This window comes from Streptomyces sp. NPDC090499, from assembly GCF_044769305.1.
Lineage (GTDB): Bacteria > Actinomycetota > Actinomycetes > Streptomycetales > Streptomycetaceae > Streptomyces.
In genome coordinates, this window is record NZ_JBIVXP010000014.1 from 14,704 (window position 1) to 30,499 (window position 15,796).

9 protein-coding genes, 1 pseudogene and 1 riboswitch are annotated in these 15,796 nt (G+C 71.7%); of the genes and pseudogenes, 7 read left to right on the forward strand and 3 right to left on the reverse strand.

The genetic code is table 11. The annotated features are described in order from the left end of the window. Position 1: 1 nt before the first annotated feature. Positions 2–1,621, reverse strand: a complete 1,620-nt coding sequence (locus ACIQVL_RS37170) for an ABC transporter substrate-binding protein (protein WP_403477544.1) — start codon at positions 1,619–1,621, stop codon at positions 2–4. Positions 1,622–1,844: 223 nt separating this feature from the next. After that, positions 1,845–1,961, reverse strand: coding sequence for a putative leader peptide (locus tag ACIQVL_RS37175; RefSeq protein WP_403477545.1), 117 nt, complete (start codon positions 1,959–1,961; stop codon positions 1,845–1,847). Between the two features lie 34 nt (positions 1,962–1,995). Further along, a riboswitch (SAM riboswitch) is annotated at positions 1,996–2,109 on the reverse strand. A 296-nt stretch (positions 2,110–2,405) separates the two neighbouring features. Between ACIQVL_RS37175 and ACIQVL_RS37180 the strand changes: the two genes are divergently transcribed. The 3 genes from ACIQVL_RS37180 (at position 2,406) to ACIQVL_RS37190 (ending at position 5,074) form a co-directional block, all read left to right on the forward strand. After that, positions 2,406–3,221, forward strand: a complete 816-nt coding sequence (locus tag ACIQVL_RS37180; protein ID WP_403477546.1) for a DUF427 domain-containing protein — start codon at positions 2,406–2,408, stop codon at positions 3,219–3,221. Positions 3,222–3,539: 318 nt separating this feature from the next. Next, a complete protein-coding gene (gene egtA / locus ACIQVL_RS37185) occupies positions 3,540–4,820 on the forward strand; it encodes an ergothioneine biosynthesis glutamate--cysteine ligase EgtA (RefSeq protein ID WP_403477547.1) in 1,281 nt (426 codons plus the stop codon). Then, positions 4,817–5,074 carry a hypothetical protein gene (locus ACIQVL_RS37190; RefSeq protein WP_403477548.1) on the forward strand — a complete coding sequence of 86 codons (258 nt, stop codon included), beginning with the start codon at positions 4,817–4,819 and terminating at the stop codon, positions 5,072–5,074. Before egtA ends, ACIQVL_RS37190 begins: the two co-directional genes overlap by 4 nt. Positions 5,075–5,151: 77 nt before the next feature. Here ACIQVL_RS37190 and ACIQVL_RS37195 read toward each other — a convergent pair. Then, positions 5,152–5,304, reverse strand: a pseudogene (locus ACIQVL_RS37195) (F420-dependent methylene-tetrahydromethanopterin reductase); the annotation flags it as partial. Between the two features lie 394 nt (positions 5,305–5,698). Here ACIQVL_RS37195 and ACIQVL_RS37200 point away from each other — a divergent pair. From ACIQVL_RS37200 to ACIQVL_RS37215, 4 genes are all read left to right on the forward strand, one after another. Then, positions 5,699–8,944, forward strand: coding sequence for an alpha-L-rhamnosidase (locus ACIQVL_RS37200; protein WP_403477549.1), 3,246 nt, complete (start codon positions 5,699–5,701; stop codon positions 8,942–8,944). A 273-nt stretch (positions 8,945–9,217) separates the two neighbouring features. Then, positions 9,218–13,297: a beta-galactosidase gene (locus ACIQVL_RS37205; RefSeq protein WP_403477550.1), complete on the forward strand. Its 4,080-nt coding sequence runs from the start codon at positions 9,218–9,220 to the stop codon at positions 13,295–13,297. Between the two features lie 413 nt (positions 13,298–13,710). Next, positions 13,711–14,796: an NlpC/P60 family protein gene (locus tag ACIQVL_RS37210; RefSeq protein WP_403477551.1), complete on the forward strand. Its 1,086-nt coding sequence runs from the start codon at positions 13,711–13,713 to the stop codon at positions 14,794–14,796. A 4-nt stretch (positions 14,797–14,800) separates the two neighbouring features. Continuing rightward, positions 14,801–15,721: a hypothetical protein gene (locus ACIQVL_RS37215; RefSeq protein WP_403477552.1), complete on the forward strand. Its 921-nt coding sequence runs from the start codon at positions 14,801–14,803 to the stop codon at positions 15,719–15,721. Positions 15,722–15,796: the final 75 nt, after the last annotated feature.

Genomic DNA, 15,796 nt, shown 5'->3' on the forward strand with positions numbered 1-15,796 from the left:
GCTAGCCGATCCAGGTGTCGTGCAGCTGGACGCGGCTGCCGGAGTCGAATGTCAGGTCGTGCACCTTGTTCGAGACGCCCAGCTGGGTCTGGAGCTCCACCACCGGCACGTCGTACGCGTTCCGCACGATCAACTGCTGTGCCTCACCGATCAGTTGCTCACGCTTCGCGGTGTCCGTGGTCGCGGCCTGCGCGGACAGCGCCGTGTCCAGCGAACTGGTCGGGAGGTGGTAGAAGTTGGCCAGCCGGGTGGAGAAGGAGCTGCGCAGGATGTCCGGGTCGGCGCGGGTCGTGTTCCCCCACACCACGTCGAAGTCACCCGACTGGAGCGTCGTGGCGAACTGCGTGACCGGCAGCTGCTTGAGCACCACGTCGATGCCGACCGCCTTGAGCTGCTGCTGGACCAGCTCCAGCGCGGGCTGGTTGGTGGCCGCGTTGGGGAACCAGCTGATGGTCAGGGCCAGCTTCTTGCCGTCCTTGGTGCGGACGCCGTCGCCGTCCGCCTTCCAACCGGCTTGCTCCAAAAGGGACTTGGCCTTGGCCGTGTCGAGGGCCAGGTCCGCCGAGAGATCGGTGTAGTCGGGCGTGGTGTGCGCCAGGATGCTGGTCGCGGGCCGGGTGCCGGTCGGGTAGACCGTGTCGGCGATCTGCTTCCGGTCGACGGCGGCCGAGATCGCCTGACGGACCTTCGCGTCCTTCAGCAGGGGCCGCGCGTTGTTGAGCCCCAGGCCGAACACCACACCGGGGTTGGCGCGGCTCCGGAGGGTGACCTGGCCGCCCTTGAGGGACGCCTCGTTGGCCTTGCCGACGCTGCTGATCGCGTCCACCTGCCCGGACTGGAGACTGCCGGCCCGTACGCCCGCCTCCGGCACGACCTTGAACACCAGCTTGTCCAGGTAGGCCGCGCCCTGCTTCGACCAGAGCGAGGAGCCCCAGTCGTAGCCGGTGCGCCTGTCCAGGGTGACCGACTGGTTCTGCACGTACTGCTTGAGCACGAAAGGCCCGGACCCGACCACCCCGTCGCTGCACTTCTGCTGCGGGCTCTTCCTGACGCTCGCCGAGGACTCGATCCCCAGCGAGTGGGTCGAAGTCGCCTGCAGGAACTGGGCGTTGGGCTGCTTGAAGGCGACCTTGACGGTGAGCGGGTCGACCACGGTGGTGCTCTTGGCGCCGCTCAGGTAGCCCTCGGCGAGGGTGCCCAGGGCGCCGAGGCCCGGCACCGCGTCGAAGTTGTCCTTGACCACCTGCGCGGTCAGCTCCGAGCCGTCGCTGAAGGTGACGCCCGGCCGCAGATGGAACGTGAACGTCGTCGCGTCGGAGCTGATCTCCCAGCTCCTGGCGAGCCACGGCACGATCTTGCCGGTCTTCGGGTCCTGGTCGGTCAGGGAGTCCACGATCTGGCGCACCGAGTAGATGGTGTCGTTGCCGGCGACCTGCTGCGGGTCCACGCAGCCGGCGTCGGAGCCCACCGCGAAGGTCAGGGTGCCGCCGGACCTCGCCCGGCCGCTTCCGCCGCCGGAGCCGTCGTCGCCCGAACCGCATGCGGTCAGCAGGACGCTGGTGGTCAGGAGCGCGGCCAGGGGCGCCCATCGGGAGGGTCTGAAATCCGGAAGTGCAGTCACGGAGGGCTTTCTCCTACTCGTGTCACCGGGGCACGACCGCGCACGGATGCGCGGAGGCATGACGGTGTGTGCGGCCCCGGCGGATCGGGACTCCGGCCGGGGATGCGCTGTGCAGACAGGGGATTTGGCATGCGGACGACGCCGGGAACCGGCGGCGAGGGAGGGAACGGCGCGAAGGGGCCGGGACCGGTGACGGAACGTCAGCCGGCGGCAGCCGGGCCGGTCAGGCCCGACAGAGGCAGCTGGTCGAGCGCTTCAGGTCGATGTGGCGCCGGCGCGCGAGCCGGGAGTACGCCGTGGCGTCGGCGGGGGAAGCAGCGGAGTCATCGCTGTGCCGCATGTCGAACCTCCCCGTCTCCGGCCCCGGTCACGGGGCCACGCGCTTGCGGGAGTCATCGGTGATCCCGCCGGGCTTTCACCTGGAGCACCCCACCGCGCGGGAGGGTTGCCGGTCAGCGAGCCAGGGCCTGACGCTGACACTCAATGCCGTTGGCGATGCTACGGATCGATCTTGGCGTACGTCAATGCCGTCACGTGACGCCCTGTCCGGGGAACGCGAACACCTGGACCCGCCTCCGGCACCGGGCGGTGGCACCCCTGCCGGCCTTCGCCGACCCGGACGGCTCCGGCTTCGAACCCGTCTCGGTGTGGGAGCGTGCCCGTGGCAGCGTCGGGGAGTACCTGTGGTTGGTTCTCCGGCCGCTCCGGCAGTTCGCCGCCTGGCGGGAGAAACGCCCCTACGTCGCCGAAGTCACCGCGTGTCAAGCCCGAAGGAGAGCCGGTCATGACCACATTCCCCACCGCGCGAGCCGTGCGGACCACCCCCGAGGGGCTCCTGTGGGAGCCGAGCGAGCGCTGGGTGCGCGGCCGCAAGGGTGACGTCACGGTCGTCGACAGCCGGCACCCCGTCCTTGTCTGGGAGCCGGGTGTTCCCGTGCCGCTGTACGCGTTCCCGCGCGCGGAGGTGCGCGAGGAACTCCTGCGTCCCGCGAAGAACCCGCCGACCGGTACCCACACCGGCTCGCGGATCTTCTACGACGTCGAGGTCGACGGCGAGTTGCTGGCCAACGCCGCCTGGACCTTCCCGGCGGCCGACCTGGCCGACCACATCGCCTTCGAGTGGTTCCGGCGCGTCGGCCGGGGCCTCGACCACTGGTACGAGGAGGAGGAAGAGATCTTCGTCCACCCCCGCGACCCGCACAAGCGGGTGGACGCCATCCCCAGCAGCCGGCACCTCGTGGTCGAGATCGACGGCACGGTCGTCGCGGACACCCGTCGGCCGGTCCTGCTCTTCGAGACCGGCCTGCCCACCCGCTACTACGTCCCGCGCGAGGACGTCCGCCTCGACCTGCTCGAAGCCACCGACCACCACACCGGCTGCCCGTACAAGGGCACCGCCGAGTACTGGTCGTGGCGCGGCGAGGGCGACGTCCCGCCGAACGTCGTCTGGAGCTACCCGGACCCGCTGCCCGCGGTCGGCGCCGTCCAGGGGCTCCTCGCGTTCTACAACGAGGCGGTCGACATCACCCTCGACGGCGAGCGGGTGGAACGCCCCGTCACCCACTTCACCAAGGCGCTCTCGGAGCAGAGGCGCACCTGACGAGCCACGACCGCGGCGTCCGTCCCGACGGGCCTCGCCGGACCACGGTCGGCCGCACCGCGGCGGGGCCTGACGTGTCACCCGTGTACCCCGGCCGAGAACCGGCGCCGGCGGAACCCCGCGACACCGGCCTGCCGCCCGCGTCCTGCCGAGTCGCCCGCTGCGGGGTGCCGAAGGTCCGGACGCCATGGCCGGTCGTCTGGAAAGTGCGCTCTTGTCGTGACAGGGCGGGACGGCGGACTCTGACAGCAGGCACAGCGGTACGCGTACCGGACGTCGGATCCCCGACGGCCCTGAGGCGGCTCAGGAGGCTCCCGGATGTCGGTTTCACCGGAGTGCGGCGGTGACGGCCCCGCCGTCACCGAACGACAGGCGGAGGCGCTGGTCGAGGGGGTCTGCTTCAAGACGGGCCCGCCGCGCAGCGTCGGCGTCGAGGTGGAATGGCTCGTCCACCGGGAGCGTGCACCGCACGACTCCGTCGGCCGGGAGGAGCTGGCCGCGGCTCACGCCGTACTGCGCACCCTGCCACTGGTGTCGGCGCTCAGCGTGGAGCCCGGCGGCCAGGTGGAACTGAGTTCCCGGCCGGCCCCGTCACTGGCCGCCTGCGTCGCGGAGGTCTCCGCCGATCTGGACGCGGTGCGTACCGCACTGCGCGGGCACGGCCTGACCCTGGCCGGGATGGGCGTCGACCCCTGGCAGCGGCCCCGCCGTTTCCTGCGGGAGCGGCGCTACGACGCGATGGAGGCCTGCCTCGACCGTACCGGCCCGGCAGGGCGCACCCTGATGTGCACGTCGGCCTCCGTCCAGGTGTGCCTCGACGCCGGACGGGAGGAACCCGGCGTCATGGGATTCGCCCGCCGCTGGTGGCTGGCACACCACCTGGGCGCGGTCCTGGTCGCGGCGTTCGCGAACTCGCCCATGGCCGAAGGCCGCGCCACGGGCTGGCTGTCCACCCGGCAGCTGAAGTGGGCGGAACTCGATCCGGGACGGGCCGGCGGGCCCTCCCCGGCCCACGACCCACGCCGCGCCTGGGTCCGGCGGGTCCTCGACGCGCCGGTGATGTGCGTACGCCAGGACGGCCCCTGGGAGGTGCCGGACCGGGTGAGCTTCCGCGAGTGGACCCGCTCGCGCTCCATGCGCCCGCCCACCCACGCGGACCTCGACTACCACATCAGCACGCTGTTTCCGCCGGTCAGGCCACGCGGACACCTCGAACTGCGCATGATCGACGCCCAGCCCGGCGACGACGGGTGGATCGTCCCGCTCGCGGTGGTCACCGCCCTGTTCGACGACCCGGACGCCGCCGCGATCGCGCACCGGGCGGTGCGGCCCCTGACCGAGCGGGCCGCCGGGACCCCGGCACCGCACAATCCGCTGTGGACCGCCGCGGCCCGCCACGGACTCGCCGACCCCGGACTGCGGCGCGCCGCGGTCACCTGCTTCGACGCCGCACTGGAGGCCCTGCCCCGACTGGGCGCGGACACCAGGGTCGTGGACACCGTCGCGGCCCACGCCGACCGCTACGTCCGACGCGGCCGCTGCCCCGCCGACGACGTACTCGACCGGGCGGTGTCCGCGCGGCTCCGAGCGGAGTGGTGAGGCGCGTCGCGCCGCTGATCGAGAGGTGCCCGGGGTCGCCGGGCCGGCTGCGCGAGGGCGGGACGGTCCTGATCCACGCGGCGGCCGGCGGAGTCGGCTCGGCCGCGGCCCGGATCGCCCGGACGCTCGGCGCCTCCCGGGATGGTTCGGTTCCGGCGGCGGACGTCGTCGAGGTCCACCGCCGCCAGGAGGCAGGGCGGACCCACGGGAAGACGGTGCTCGCGTTCGCCGGGCAGGGGCACGAAACCGGCTGAGCCGGGTGGGGCGTTCCCGCGCCGCACCGGCGAACGGGCACCTGGTGCCGGTGCGGCGGGCCGGGCCGCCGACGTGCTCAGCCCGCCCGGCGTCGCGCGGGTGCCGACCGGTGGGTGAGGGGAGCCCGCAGGCCGAGGTGCTCGCGCAGCGTGCTGCCCGTGTACCCGGTGCGGTAGACGCCGCGTTCCTGCAGTTCCGGCACGAGCAGGTCGACGATGTCGTCGAGGCCGCCGTTCGGACAGGGCCGGCAGGGTGAGACGGGAGAGGACGGGCAGATCCTCGTCGAGTACGAGCGGATGGAGCCGTACCCCGTCCACGTGACGGCTCAACTCGCCGAGCACAGCGACCAGTCCGTCCGCGGACCCCTGCCGGTGTCAAGGACAAGCGACGCGGCCCACTCCGGTGCCACCGTTGCCTCCGCGATTGAAACCGTTCAATCGATCCTGACTCGCCACCCCATGCATCGATCCTGCCCGCGATCGCCGCGGACCAACCGCGTCCCGAAATCGCCTGCACGGCGATTGACCCCCGCCCCGCCCGGCTTTACGTTACCCACGCCCCTCAGTGTTGAATCGATTCAAGCAGCAACGATTCATCCCATCCGTGTGAGTGAGGAGTCGCAGATGATCAGCAGGAGGAACATGCTCGCGGGCGCCGCCGCCACGGTCGCGGCGGCCGCCGTCGACGGTGTGTCGGTGCCGGCGGCGTCGGCTTCCGGACGGCCTCGGGCGCAGGCACCGACACAGGCACGGACACAGCCCGGCACGGCGGGGGACGGGCTGAGCGTCGTCGGGCCGACCGTCGAGTACGTCCGGCACCCCCTGGGCCTCGACGCCCAACGCCCGCGGCTGAGCTGGCCGTTGGTCTCCGACGGGGTGGACGTGCGGCAGAGCGCCTATCAGGTCCGGGTCGCCACCACGGCGGCGGGCCTTGCCCGCCCGGACGTCTGGGACAGCGGGAAGGTCGCCTCCGGCGAGTCCGTCCTCGTGCCGTACGCCGGCCCCGCGCTGGAGTCCCGGACGCGCTACCACTGGTCCGTGCGGGTGTGGGACGGCGCGGACAGGGCCTCCGGCTGGAGCGCCCCCTCGTGGTGGGAGACCGGGCTCATGGGCACCGGACAGTGGACCGCCGACTGGATCTCCGCACCGGCGAGCCTCACCGACGCACCCTCGTTCGAGGGTGGTTCGTGGATCTGGTTCCCCGAGGGCGACCCGACCAGCAGTGTGCCGGCGGCCACCCGCTGGTTCCGCCGCACCGCCGAACTGCCCGCGGGGATCACCGCGGCGACGCTCGCCATCACCGCGGACAACGTGTACGCCGTGTCCGTGAACGGCGTCGAGGTCGCGCACACCGACCTCGACACGGACAACGAGGACTGGCGCCGCCCGGCCGTGATCGACGTACTGGACCGCGTACAGGCCGGTGACAACGTTATCGCCGTGTCGGCGACCAACGCGACCGTGGGCCCGGCGGGACTCGTCGCCGTCCTCGTGGTGCGCACCGCCTCGGGTGAGCAGAAGGTGTTCACGGACGCCACCTGGAAGGCGACGGACACGGAACCGGGCGACGGCTGGCGGGAGTCGGGGTTCGACGACGGGAGCTGGCCGTCCGCCGGGGTGGCGGCGGCCTGGGGCGGCGGGCCGTGGGGGAGGGTCGTCCCGGTGTCGTACGCCGTCACCCAACTGCGGCACGAGTTCCGGCTGCCACGCAAGAAGGTGGCCCGCGCCCGCCTGTACGCGACGGCGCTCGGCCTGTACGAGGCCCACCTCAACGGCAGCCGCGTGGGCAACGACGAACTGGCGCCCGGCTGGACGGACTACCGCACGCGGGTCCAGTACCAGACGTACGACGTCACCGCGCTCCTGCGGCCGGGCGCCAACGCCATCGGGGCGTACCTGGCGCCCGGCTGGTACGCGGGCAACGTGGGCATGTTCGGCCCCGGCCAGTACGGACAACACCCGGCTCTGCGGGCCCAGTTGGAGGTGGAGTACGCCGACGGGACGAGCGGGCGCGTCACGTCGTCCACCGGCTGGCGGGCCGCAGCCGGGCCGATCGTCGCGGCCGACCTGCTCAACGGCGAGACGTACGACGCGCGCAAGGAGACCCCCGGCTGGACCGCACCCGGCTTCGACGACACGGACTGGCCCGGCGCGCGCGGTGAGGGTGACGTCGGCCCCGGGCTGATCGTCGCGCAGGTGGACGGACCGGTGCGGGTGGAGCGGGAGTTGACCCCGAAGGGGGTGACCCAGCCCAAGCCCGGGGTGTACGTGTTCGACCTGGGGCAGAACATGGTCGGCTCGGTACGGCTGCGGGTGTCGGGGGACGCGGGCACGACCGTACGGCTCAGACACGCCGAGGTGCTCAACCCCGACGGCACGGTCTACACCGCGAACCTGCGGAGCGCGGCGGCTACGGACACGTACACCCTCAAGGGCGGTGGGGCGGAGGTCTACGAGCCGCGATTCACCTTCCACGGGTTCCGCTACGTCGAGGTGACCGGATTCCCCGGTACCCCCACGGTGCGGGCCGTCACCGGGCGCGTCATGCACACGGACGCCCCCTTCACCCTGGACTTCGAGACCGACGTGCCGATGCTGAACCAGCTGCACCACAACATCACGTGGGGGCAGCGCGGCAACTTCCTCTCCGTGCCGACCGACACGCCCGCGCGCGACGAGCGGCTGGGCTGGACCGGCGACATCAACGTCTTCTCGCCCACCGCCGCCTACACCATGGAGTCGGCCCGCTTCCTGTCCAAGTGGCTCGTCGACCTGCGGGACTCGCGGACGACGGCGGGCGCGTTCACGGACGTGGCGCCGGTGGTCGGCACCCTCGGCAGCGGCACGGCGGGCTGGGGCGACGCGGGCGTCACCGTGCCCTGGGCCCTCTACCAGGCCTACGGCGACCGCCAGGTCATCGCGGACGCCCTGCCCTCCGTCCGGGACTGGCTGACGTACCTGGAGCAGCACAGCGACGGCCTGCTGCGCCCCGCCGAGGGATACGGCGACTGGCTGAACGTCGACGACGAGACCCCCAAGGACGTCATCGCCACCGCGTACTTCGCGCACAGCGCCGACCTCGCCGCCAGGATGGCGGCGGAACTCGGCGAGGACGCCGACGCGGCGACCTACCGCGACCTCTTCGGCCGGATACGGACGGCCTTCCAGAGCGCCTACGTCACCGCCGACGCCAAGGTGAAGGGCGACACGCAGACGGCGTACGTCCTGGCCCTGTCCATGGACCTGCTGCCGGACGCCGTGCGTCAGGCCGCGGCCGACCGCCTCGTCGCCCTGATCGAGGCCAGGGACGGGCACCTGTCCACCGGCTTCCTCGGCACGCCCCGGCTGCTGCCCGTGCTGACCGACACCGGGCACACCGACGTCGCCCACCGGCTGCTGCAGCAGCGCACCTTCCCCAGCTGGGGCTACCAGATCGAACGGGGCTCCACCACCATGTGGGAGCGCTGGGACTCCGTCCGTCCCGACGGCAGCTTCCAGGACCCGGGCATGAACTCCTTCAACCACTACGCCTACGGCTCGGTGGGGGAGTGGATGTACACGAACATCGCCGGTATCGCGGCGGGCCGGCCCGGTTACCGCGAGATCGTCGTCCGCCCCCGTCCGGGCGGTGCCGTCACCACCGTCGACGCCCGCTTCACCTCGGTCCACGGCCCCGTCGCCACCCGGTGGCGGCAGCGGTCCGGCCGCTTCACCCTGACCTGCGAGGTGCCGCCCAACACGACCGCCGAGGTCTGGATCCCGACGGACACGCCGAAGCAGGTGACCCACACGCACGGCACCTTCCTGCGCGAGGACGACGGCTGCGCGGTCTACCAAGTCGGCTCCGGTACCCACCACTTCACCGCCTGACGCCCGCCCCGCCGGCCGGGTGAGGCGGACACGCCCCCCGTGCGTCCGCCTCGCCCGCACACACCCCGGTTGTGCTCTCCCGACCCATTGTGTTGAGCCTGACACCCCCTTACTGTTCGACTTTGCCCGAGTCTGTTTGGTGTTGATTGCTCAGTCGGTCTGGAGGCCGCGGTGCGGAGTGATCGGATCGGTTCAGAGGCAGCGAGACCCGGCTGGCGCCGATGGTGGCGGCCCGTCCTCGCGGCAGCCGCGACCATCGCCCTGGCCGCGGGCATGACCGCGCCCGCGGCGGCCGCGCAGGACAGCGCCGGGCAGCAGCCACCCGCCGCCACGACCGCGGCGGCCCCGCAGGCACACACGGTGAGCCTGGACGGCTACTCGTTCCTCGTCGACGGCAAGCGCACCTACCTGTGGTCCGGCGAGTTCCACTACTTCCGGCTGCCGAGCCCGGACCTGTGGCGCGACATCTTCCAGAAGATGAAGGCCGCCGGCTTCAACTCCACCTCCCTGTACTTCGACTGGGGCTACCACTCGCCGAAGCCGGGCGTGTACGACTTCACCGGGGTCCGGGACGTCGACAAGCTCCTCGACATGGCCCAGGAGGCCGGGCTCTACGTCATCGCCCGCCCGGCACCGTACATCAACGCGGAGGTCGACAGCGGCGGCCTGCCCGGCTGGCTGACCACCAAGGCCGGGAACAACCGCAGCGACGACCCGCGGTTCCTCAAGTACGCGGACGAATGGCTGACGCAGATCGACCGGATCATCGCCCGCCACCAACTCACCAACGGCACCGGGTCGGTCATCGCCTACCAGGTCGAGAACGAGTACTACAACGGCTCGGCGGCCGGGCGCTCCTACATGCAGCACCTGGAGGACAAGGCCCGCGCCGACGGCATCACGGTCCCGCTGACCGGCAACAACAACGGCACCTTCAACTCCGGTACCGGCGCCCTGGACGTCGACGGCCCCGACTCCTACCCGCAGGGCTTCGACTGCTCGAATCCCTCGAAGTGGAACGGCGTCCCCGACATCAGCTACGACCACCCGGCCGGAAAGCCGCTGTACTCCCCGGAGTTCCAGGGTGGCGCCTTCGACCCCTGGGGCGGTCCGGGCTACGACAAGTGCGCCCAGCTGATCAACGACCAGTTCGCGAACGTGTTCTACAAGCAGAACATCGCCGTCGGCGCCACCGCCCAGAGCTTCTACATGACCTACGGCGGCACCAACTGGGGCTGGCTGGGCATGCCGGAGAACTACACGTCGTACGACTACGGGGCCGCGATCCGCGAGACCCGCCAGCTCGATCCGAAGTACTACGAGGACAAGCTGATCGGGTACTTCACCCAGTCGGTCGCCCCGCTGACCGAGACCGAGGCGATCAGGGCCACCCCGCCCGACGACTCCGCCGTCGTCGACACCGCCCGGATGAACCCCGACACGAAGACCCAGTTCCATGTCCTGCGGCACGGCAACTCCACGTCCACCGCGGTCGACACGACGCACATCTCACTGGACTTCAACGCCCAGCCGGCCGCGGACACCACCTACACCTGGGACGATCCCGACTCCGTGCTCCAGTACGCCGGTTCGTGGTCGCACGTGGCCGACACCAGCTACACCGGCGGCGACTACAAGCACACCGAGTCGTTCTCGAACAAGGCCGGTGACTCGCTCACCGTCCCCTTCGACGGCACCGCGATCCGCTGGATCGGCTCGAAGACCAACAACCACGGCTACGCCGACGTCTACCTCGACGGCACCAAGGCGGCGACGGTCGACGACTCCGGCAGCGAGAACCAGGCCGTGCTCTTCCAGAAGACCGGCCTCGCACCGGGTGCGCACACCCTGAGGATCGTCGTCGACGGGACCCACAGCTCGGGGTCGACCGACAACTACGTGGCCGTCGACGCCATCGACGTACCGACGGGCGACTCCGCCGCGGAACCCACCTACCCGGTCGTGCCCCAGCAGCCCGGCACCGCGATCACCCTCGACGGCCGCGACTCGCACGTGATCGTGGCGAACTACCGGCTCGGTGACGCGCAGTTGCAGTACTCGACGTCCGAGATCATGACCAGCGCGACGATCGGCGACCGGGACGTCTCCGTCCTCTACGGCGACGCGGGCAGCGACGGCGAGACCGTCCTGCGCTACGCCACCGAGCCCACCGTCACCGCCACCGGCGGCACGGTCACCACCACCTGGGACGCGGCCACCGGAGACCTGCGCCTCAACTACACCCACAAGGGCCTGATCCGCATCAGCATCAGCGCCGACGGCAAGCGTCCGCTCCTGCTGCTCGTCGGCGACAAGGCCACGGCCGAGACCTTCTGGCGCCAGGACACGGCGACCGGCCCGGTGCTCGTGCGCGGCAGCCACCTGCTGCGCACGGCGACCAGCCTGGACGACGGCCGCACCGTGGCCCTCACCGGCGACAACGCCGACGACAAGAACATCGAGGTGTTCACCTCCGCCGACCGGGTCACCTGGAACGGCAGGACAGTGCGCGGCGGAGTCACCGACACGGCGAGCCGAACCGGGACGATCCCGACGGCCGCCCCGGTCCACCTGCCGGAACTGACGAACTGGAAGCACGCCGAGGAATCGCCCGAAGCGGCCCCCGGCTTCGACGACTCCGGCTGGCAGGTGGCCGACAAGGCGACCACCAACAGCGTCTCCGGCAGCGACACACAACCCGTGCTCTACGCGGACGACTACGGCTTCCACACCGGCAACACCTGGTACCGCGGCCGCTTCCGCGCCACCGGCAAGGAGACCGGCGTCCACCTGGTCTCCGACTCCGGCGGCGGCGCGCAGGCCTTCTCCGCCTGGCTGAACGGCACCTTCCTGGGCAGCTCCACCACCGGCGGCGCCGACCTCACCTTCCCCGCCGGCTCGGTGAACGCCAAGGGCGACAACGTCCTCTCCGTCCTCACCGTGAACATGGGACACGAGGAGGACTACAACTCCACCAACGGCAACAAGACCGCCCGCGGCCTGACCAGCGCCTCCCTCACCGGAGCGCCGCTGACCTCCGTCACCTGGCGGGTGCAGGGCGTACGCGGCGGCGAGGACCTCCAGGACACCGTCCGCGGCCCGCTCTCCACGGGCGGCCTGTACGGCGAGCGGGCCGGCTGGTCCCTGCCCGGCTACCCGGACCGGAGCTGGGACCAGGTGTCCCTGCCGGCCACCGACACCCGTCCCGGCGTCTCCTGGTACCGCACCGACGCCGAACTGGACCTGCCGCACGGCCAGGACACCTCGATCGGGCTGACGTTCACCGACGACCCGTCCCGCAAGTACCGTGCCACGATCTTCGTGAACGGCTGGCAGGTCGGCAACTACGTCAACTACCTCGGCCCCCAGCACACCTTCCCCGTGCCCAACGGCATCCTCAACACCAACGGCCACAACAGCATCGCCATCGCCGTCTGGAACCTGGACGGCAGCACCGGCGGCCTCGGCAAGGTCTCCCTCACCGACTACGGCAGCTACGCCTCGTCCCTGCGCGTCGCGCAGAACGACAGCCCCCGCTACGACGCCGGGAAGTACGCGATGCCACAGCGCCCGGGTGCGGACGTCGCCCTGGACGTGCCGGACACCGCGCAGCCCGCCGGGGCCTTCACGGCCGAGACGACGGTACGGGTGCCGGAGGACCGGCCGTCCGCCTCGCACCTGACGGCCTCGCTCGCCGCCCCCGACGGCTGGAGCCTGACCGCCACCAGCCCGGGTGCGGTCGACCGGGTACGGCCGGGCGGAACGGCCACCTTCACCTGGACGGTCAAGCCGCCGGACGGGACCCTGCCGTCCGCCTCGGCGCTCACCGCCACGGTGGACTACGTGCAGAACGGGCGTCGGACCACCGGCAGTGACGAGCGCATCGTCCGCGGGATCCCGCCGGTCCCGCCGGCCGGTCAGAGCGCGGTGGGCGACCTGCCGTTCCTGTCGTCCACCAACGGCTGGGGACCGGTGGAACGCGACACCAGCGTGGGCGAACAGGCGGCCGGGGACGGCCGTCCGATCGCGATCGCCGGCGTCGGCTACGCCAGGGGCCTGGGCACCAACTCGGTCAGCGACGTCCAGCTCTATCTCGCCGGACAGTGCTCCCGGCTGACGGCTGAGGTCGGCGTCGACGACGAGACCGGCGGCGCGGGAACGGTGACGTTCTCCGTGATCGCCGACGGCAGGACCCTGGTGACCACGCCGACGATCCGCGGGAAACAGGCCGCGGTGCCGATCGACGTCGACGTCAGCGGCGCCCAGGTGCTCGACCTCAAGGTCGGCGACGCCGGCGACGGCAACGGCAACGACCACGGTGACTGGGGGATGCCGACGCTGACGTGCGGCTAGCCGGACGGCACAGCGCGCCCGGCCTCCAGGGCAACGGAGGCCGCAGCACGGGCACTTCACGGTGTCCGTTCTCCTGGCCGGGCAGACCGTTTCGGAACGGGATGGTCGGCCGGGAGGGCTGCGTGCCGTGCAGGGGTGACCTCGATCGGGTGACGGGGAGGAAGACAAGTGGCCGCCCCTTCCAGGGAGTTCTTCCTCGCCGGATCCGTACGGGGGCGCGCCCGCCGTGTCCGGCCGTGGTGCGGAAGGCGCTTGGGGGCAGGCTGACGCGCCCGGGGGTACAGGGGCGGGCGGTTCGCGGCGGGGTAATGTGTTCAGGAATCGAACAGTTCCCCGTGGGAACCGTGTGGGCGGCTGCGATGGGAGAGCAGACCGTCCGGGCCACCCGCATGTGACCTCTGAAGATGGAGCCGATGAACGTGTCGACCCGTGGCAGACGGCTGCGGAGCCGGGCCGCCACCGCAGCCGTCGTCTGCGCGATCGCCGTTTTACCCGGCCCGAGTTACGCAACCCCGGGCTCACCGGATCCGCGCAACGACAGGTCGATCGAGGACATCCAGGACGAGTTGAACGGCCTCTACCGTCAGGCGGAGGTGGCGACCGAGGCGTACGACGCAGCCGACGTCAAGGCGGCCGAGCAGGAGAAACGGCTGGCGTCGCTCCACAAGGACCTGGCCCGTACCGAGAACAGGCTCGCCGACCTGCACGACCTGGCGGGTGCGGCCGCCCGCACGCAGTACCGCGGGGGCAATCTGGACTCCACGGGCCTCCAACTGCTGCTCGGCGACCACCCCGAGCACGCCCTCGACGACGCGGCGCAGGCCCGTCAGGCCCTGCGCGACGTGGTGACCGTGTCCGAGAGCCAGGCGAACGCCCGCGCGGAGCTGAGCCGGCAGACGGACGCCGCCGCCGAGAAGCTGCGGGAACTGAAGAACACCCGCACGGACAAGGCCGAGGCGAAGCAGAAGATCGAGAAGAGGATCGCCGAGGCCGAGCGGATCGAGGCGGGGCTGAAGAAGGAACAGACCCTTAAACTCGCCCAGTTGGAGAAGGAGCAGGCGAAGGAGGCCGAGGCCAGGTGGACGGGACCCGGTTCCGGCGGCGGCACCTCGACCGGCACCGGTTCGACCGGCGGCCGGACCAAGGTGAGCGGGGCGGCCGGCAAGGCCGTCGACTTCGCCCTGGCACAGATAGGCAAACCGTACGTGTGGGGCGCCGTCGGCCCGTCGTCGTACGACTGCTCGGGGCTGACCTCCACCGCGTGGGCGGCGGCCGGGCACCCCATACCCCGCACCTCGCAGGCCCAGTGGCAGGGGCTGACCCGGGTCAGCCTGTCCTCCGTGCAGCCCGGCGACCTGATCATCTACTACGACGCCACCCACGTGGGCATGTACATAGGCGACGGACAGATCGTCCACGCCCCGCGGCCCGGACGCACGGTCACGACCGCCCCGGCCGCCTCCATGCCCATCCTCGGCGTCGTGCGACCCGGAGTCTGACCGGATGACCTCCTCACTGACCCCCCGCAACGAGGGAAACCTGCCCGCGCTGAGCGCACCGCCGCTGATCCGGCTCGACGCCTACGTGGCCGAGGACGGCTCGACGGTCGTCAACGGCCATCTGCTGGAGATGGGCGGCACACGGCCCCCCAACGAGGCGATCCTCGACGCGATCGCCATGTTCGCCCGCACCCTGGGCGCCCCGGTGGCGGCCACCGTCATCGACCGCAGCGTGCTGCAGGTGGCACGGCTGCGGGTCTACCCCGACGGCTCCAGCCGGACCATCGCCGACGAGGAGGACCTGCCGCCCGGACGCGAGCGCACCGCCGCGGAGGAGGAGGCGTTCCCGCCGCTCGCCCGCGTCGAGCGCATCATCCAGCACGCGCAGCGCGGCGAGCTGCACGCCGCGTCCGTCCTCGCCAGCGCCCTGCGGGAACACCTCACCCTGCGCCGGGGCGCCGAGGACGAACTCTCGCTGGAGGCACGGGCGATCGAGGCATACCTGGCGTACCAGCGCGGCGACTACATGCTCTCCACCGTCCTCGCGCTGACCGTCGCCCGCATCCGCTGCCGCACCGACCTGATCCGGGCGGCCCCCGAGGTGGCCCGCGCCACCGCGGCGTGGCAGCGGCTGACGGACGACGGCCAGGTCGCCACCCGAGGGCAGGAACTGCTGCACATGTGGGAGCACCTGGTCGCGGAGGGCATCCCGCTGGAACCGTCCCACCAGGCCATGGCCCGAGCCGTCCGGAGCCGGCTCGAACGGGGCCCCCGCTCACTGCCGGCCCCCGCCCCGGCCACGGCACCGGCAGTGACGGTGGGCCAGGGGCCGCTCGCCCCCGAGGACACCCCCCTCAGCCCCACCCGCCGCGGGCTCCGCCGGTTCACCCGACGCCCCGGCCGCTCCGCCGGGTCGCAGTCCTGACAGCCACCGGTCACCTGCCCCCGGGATCCGCCCGACGGAACGTCGGGCGGCAACGGCTCGCATTCCGAGGCTGAT